Here is a 4,963-nt window from a genome sequence, read left to right as displayed (position 1 = left end):
CCCCTGACCCCCGCCGACACCGCCACGCTCGTCAAGCAGGGCGCACAGGTGACCGTCGAGCACTCGTCCGTACGTTGCCACCCGATCGACGCCTACCTCGACGCCGGCGCCCGGCCCGCCCCGGCCGGCTCCTGGACCGGCGCGCCCGCCGACGCCTACGTCCTCGGGCTCAAGGCACTCCCCGCGGACACCGCCCCGCTCGGCGGCCGCCACCTGTACTTCGCCCACGCCTACAAGGGACAGCAAGGCGCCCGGGAACTCCTGGACCGCTTCGTGACCGGCGGCGGCGAGATCCTCGACCTGGAATACCTCACCGACGCCGAAGGACGCCGCCTCGCCGCGTTCGGCCACTGGGCCGGCTACATCGGCGCCGCGCTGGCAATCCGGCAGTGGACCGGCGCCCTCCAGGGGCCGCTGCGGCCGACCACCAAGGCCGTGCTCGACGACTCCCTCGGCCCGCTCGCGCGCCCGCCGCGCGTGCTCATCATCGGCGCCCGCGGCCGCTGCGGCCAGGGCGCCCGCGCCGCTCTCGAACGTACCGGCGTCGACGCGACCCTGTGGGACCTCGCCGAGACCGCCGACCTCGACCGGGACGCCCTGCTCGACCACGACATCCTCATCAACGCGGTCCAGCTCACCGAGCCCGGCGAGCCCTTCCTCGCCCCCGAGCACCTGCGCGCCGACCGGCGCCTGTCGCTCATCGTCGACGTCACCTGCGACGTCGGCGGCCCCGCCCATCTGCTGCCGGTCTACGACCGCCTCACCAGCTGGGACGAGCCGGTGCGCGCCGTCGCCGACGGGCTCGCGGTCATCGCCATCGACAACCTCCCCTCCCTGCTGCCGCGCGAGGCCAGCGACGACTTCTCCACCCAACTGGCCGCGCACCTGCCGCGGTTGCCCGACGGCGACTGCTGGGAACGCAGCCGCCGAGCCTTTCACACCGCAGTGAGCCAGAGAGGTCCGCGTGATGTCTGAGCTTCCCGTCCAACCCACCGGGACGGTCCACTGGGTCGGCACCGGTCTGTCGACCGGCCGTACCGGACTCGATCTGCTGGGCCAAGGAGCCGAGGTCGTCCTGTGGGGCCGCACGCGGGAACGCGCCGCCGCCCGCCTCGACGCCCTCGCCCCCCAGGCCCCGGTACAGGTACGCGGTCTCGACCGCGACGACCTGCCGGGCACCCTGCGCCCCGGCGACGTACTCGTCTCGATGCTCCCGGCAGCCCACCACTGCGGCCTGCTGCGCACCGCGATCGACGCCGGTGCCCACTTCGCCTGCACCAGCTACACCACGCCCGAGATCGAGGAACTGGCGCGCGAGGCGGCCGGGCGGGGCCTGGTGGTCCTCACCGAGGCCGGACTCGACCCCGGCATCGACCACCTCATGACGCACCTGCTCGTCGCCCGGGCGCGCGAGGCGGTCGGCGACCACGCCGATCGCGTCTCCCTGACCTCGTACTGCGGAGGCATCCCCGCCGAGCCGAACGAGTTCCGCTACCAGTTCAGCTGGGCCCCGCTCGGCGTGCTGACCGCCCTCGCCTCCCCCGCCCGCTACGTACGCGACGGCCAGGTGCGCGAGGTCGAGCGGCCCTGGGAGGACACCGAGGAACTGGCGCTCGACAGCGAGGTATTCGAGGTCTACCCCAACCGCGACAGCGTCGGCTTCATCGACCAGTACGGCTTCCCCGAGGGCTGGCGCACCGACACCTTCGTGCGCGGCACGCTGCGCCCCCAGGGGTGGCGTGCGGCGTGGAAGAGCGTCTTCGACACCGTCGCCGCCGGCGATCGCGACCGCCTCGCCGCCCTCGCCGACGAGCTGGCCGAGCGGCATCCGACCACCGCCGCCGACCGCGACCGCGTCGTGCTCACCGTCGGCCTGGACGTCGAGGGCGACGGCCGGCACTGGTCCGGCCGCTACCGGCTCGACGTGACCGGCGACGACACCGACACCGCGATGGCCCGGTGCGTCTCGACCACCGCCGCCGCCGGCATCCAGCGCGTCCTCGCCGCCGCCCTGCCGCCCGGCCTGCACCGGGCCGCCGCCGCGACCGACGAGGCGAGCCGCTGGCTCGACCAGCTCGCCGACACCGGCCTCACCTGCACTTTCCAATCCACAAGCCCGCCCGCACCAGACCCCGCCAAGGCGTCGTGAACCGGGCTCAACAGCCTGCACCTCCACCGGAAGGACTTGACGTGGGACCTGTACCGCAGCCAAGGACGGCGTCCGGCTCCGCCGAGCAGAACGGCCACCAGCGGCTGGTCGGCATCGGCGCGGGACCGGCCAACCTGGGTCTGGCCGCGCTGCTGCACGGCGATCCGCAGCAGCCGAACCTCTTCATCGACCGCAAGCCGAGCTTCACCTGGCACGACGACCAGCTCATCACCGGCGCGACGCTCCAGGTGTCGATCTTCAAGGACCTGGTGAGCCTGTCCGACCCGACCAACCGGTTCTCGTTCATGTCGTACCTGCACGAGCACGGGCGGATGTACCACTTTCTCAACGCCCAGTTCGCCGAGGTGCCGCGCAACGAGTTCCGCAACTACCTGGCCTGGGCGGCCGAGACCAACGAGAACGTGGTCTTCTCCGAGTCCGTCGAGAGGGTCGACTTCGACGGCGTCTTCCGCGTCACCACCAACCGCCGCCAGATCACCGCCGACAACATCGCCGTGGGCGTCGGGACCGTCCCCTGGGTGCCCGAGTTCGCCGAACCGCACCTGGGCAAGGGCCACTTCCACGTCAGCCAGTACCTGAGCCACGCCAAGGAACTGGCGGGCAAGCGGGTCGCCGTGATCGGCGGCGGCCAGTCCGGCGCCGAGGCGTTCCTCGACCTGATCTCGCGCCCCGAATCCGAGCGCCCCGCCTGGGTCTCGTGGGTCTCCAGGCGCCGCAACTACTTCCCGATCGACGACTCGACGTTCACCAACGACTTCTACATGCCGGGGTACTCCGACTACTTCTACCGGCTGTCGGAGTCCAAGCGCGCCGAGCTGAACTCGGCCCACCTGCTGAGTTCGGACGGGATCTCCGAGTCGACCCTGCGGGCGATCTACCAGCAGCTGTACCGGCTGCAGTTCATCGAGCGCGACGAGCACCGCTTCGGGCTCCTGCCCAACAGGACCGTCATGTCCGCCGACCGCACGGGCACCGGGACCTTCGAGGTGTCGCTGCGCCACAACGACGAGTCGGGCCAGAGCCAGTGCCTGCCGGTCGACGCGGTGGTGTGGGCGACCGGCTTCCGCCCCGCGCCCAAGGCGTTCCTCGAACCCCTGATGGACCGCGTCGAGACCGAGAACGGCGAGGTCCGTGTCGACGAGGACTACGCGATCAGCTGGGACGGCCCGCCGGACCGCAACATCTTCGTGCAGAACGCCGTACGCGGTCAGCGCGGCCTGCCCGACGTGAACCTGAGCCTGAACGCCTGGCGTGCCCAGCGCATCGCCAACCGGCTGCGGGGCCTCAACGCCCCCGAGCCCGCGATGTCGTTCATCGACTGGTCGGCGAAGAACGGGCGGGGCACTCAGTGGACACGGTAGACCTCGCCGTCGTCGGCGGCGGAGTCATCGGCGCGCTCATCGCCCACGAGGCGGTAGCGGCGCACCCCGAGGCGACCGTCGCCGTCCTGGAGCGCGGTCTGATCGGCCAGGGCGCCTCGAGCCGCTCGGCCGGTGTCCACTTCCCGCGCGGGGCCACCGCGCGCGTCAGGTCTATGACCGAGCACTCCCACCACGTGTGGGAGCGGCTGGCCGGAGAACTGGGCCTGCCCATCCGTGAAGTGGACGCCACGGTCGTCGCCACCGGCGACGCCGACAATGTCCGCGCCACCTATCTGCGGCTCGGGGACGAGACCTCCCCGGCCGACCCGGACCGCGGCCTGGCGGCTCCGGCGGGCGCCCGGGCGTGGACCCTGCACGGGTGCCACTACGCCGACGTCCAGGGCGTCGCGGGCCGCGTCCTGGCCGCGCTGCGCGACCAGGTGACGGTCCTGGAGGGAACCGAGGTCACGGAAATCGCCGCCGACGGCGACGGTCACCGCCTCACCCTCGGCCACGGGCGGCAGCTGCGCGCCCGCCGGGTCGTCCTGGCCCCCGGCCCGTGGATCGCGCACCCCGCCTGGGCCGAGCTGGTCGCCCCGCTCGGCCTGCGCGTCAAGAAGATCGTCGCCGCGCACCTCGAAGCGTCCCCGGCGCCCGACGCCCCGCTCACGGTCTTCCACGACGAGGACGCCTTCCTCCTGCCGCTCCACGAGCGCGGCCACTACCTGTTCAGCTACACCTGCGACCGCTGGGACGTCTCCCCCGACGACGTCGGCCTCGTCCTCGAGCGGTCCGACCTCGACGACGCCCGGGCCGTACTCGGCCGGTTCGCGCCCGGTCTGGTCGACCGGTGCGACTCCGGCCGGGTCTTCTGCGACGCCTACAGCCCACGCCGCGAACCGGTCGTCGCCGAACTGCGGCCCGGCCTGGTCTTCGCGGGGGCCGCCGGCGGCTCCGGCTACCGGCTCGCGCCCGCCATCGCCGCCGAGACCGTCGCCGCCCTGGATCTCACCCCGTCCCGAACCGTCTCCCAGCCACGACAGAGGCAGTCATGATCCTCAACCAGTACAGCGAATCCGAACTGTCCGAGGCCTTCGGCATCGACATGTCCTCGGTCGAGGGCCTGGGCGTCGGCGCCGGCTGGGGCCGCGTCGCCCCCGGCGTCGCCTCCACCAGCCACCAGCACGACGAGACCGAGTTCTTCGTCATCGTCGCCGGCACGGGCGAGCTGTCCGTCGACGGCCGCACCCACCCGGCACGGCCCGGCACCGTGGTCCTCTTCGAGCCGTTCGAGTCGCACACCATCACCAACACCGGCGACAGCGACCTGGTCTTCTTCACCCAGTACTGGCGCGACTCGGCCCGCGCCCGCGCCTCGGCGCTCTCGCGCACGCGCCCGCACCACACCGACCGCCCCCAGTTCGTGTTCTCC

Annotated in this window: 5 protein-coding genes; all 5 read left to right on the top strand. The window is 72.5% G+C overall.

Annotated elements, in window-relative coordinates; translation table 11 throughout:
* Positions 1-975 (top strand): Rossmann-fold NAD(P)-binding domain-containing protein (locus GKQ77_RS27505; protein WP_219691632.1); only part of this gene is annotated, 975 nt, incomplete at its 5' end.
* The gene (locus tag GKQ77_RS27500; protein WP_219691631.1) at positions 968-2,149 is read left to right on the top strand and encodes a saccharopine dehydrogenase C-terminal domain-containing protein; all 1,182 of its coding nucleotides are present in this window, start codon (positions 968-970) and stop codon (positions 2,147-2,149) included. The genes GKQ77_RS27505 and GKQ77_RS27500, both read left to right, overlap by 8 nt.
* Positions 2,150-2,190: 41 nt before the next feature.
* Positions 2,191-3,531, top strand: a complete 1,341-nt coding sequence (locus GKQ77_RS27495) for a lysine N(6)-hydroxylase/L-ornithine N(5)-oxygenase family protein (protein WP_219691630.1) — start codon at positions 2,191-2,193, stop codon at positions 3,529-3,531.
* Positions 3,519-4,586: an NAD(P)/FAD-dependent oxidoreductase gene (locus GKQ77_RS27490; protein WP_219691629.1), complete on the top strand. Its 1,068-nt coding sequence runs from the start codon at positions 3,519-3,521 to the stop codon at positions 4,584-4,586. Before GKQ77_RS27495 ends, GKQ77_RS27490 begins: the two co-directional genes overlap by 13 nt.
* The coding region (locus tag GKQ77_RS27485) for a cupin domain-containing protein (RefSeq protein WP_219691628.1) at positions 4,583-4,963 on the top strand (381 nt) is incomplete at its 3' end. The genes GKQ77_RS27490 and GKQ77_RS27485, both read left to right, overlap by 4 nt.

It is taken from the genome of Streptomyces anatolicus, assembly GCF_019400875.1.
Classification (GTDB): Bacteria; Actinomycetota; Actinomycetes; order Streptomycetales; family Streptomycetaceae; genus Streptomyces; species Streptomyces anatolicus.
This window is presented reverse-complemented; position numbering and strand designations above follow the sequence as displayed.

What these genes read in the sequence shown, in the direction of transcription:
- GKQ77_RS27500 (WP_219691631.1), top strand. Translation starts at nt 968, where the DNA reads ATGTCTGAGCTTCCCGTCCAACCCACCGGGACGGTCCACTGGGTCGGC.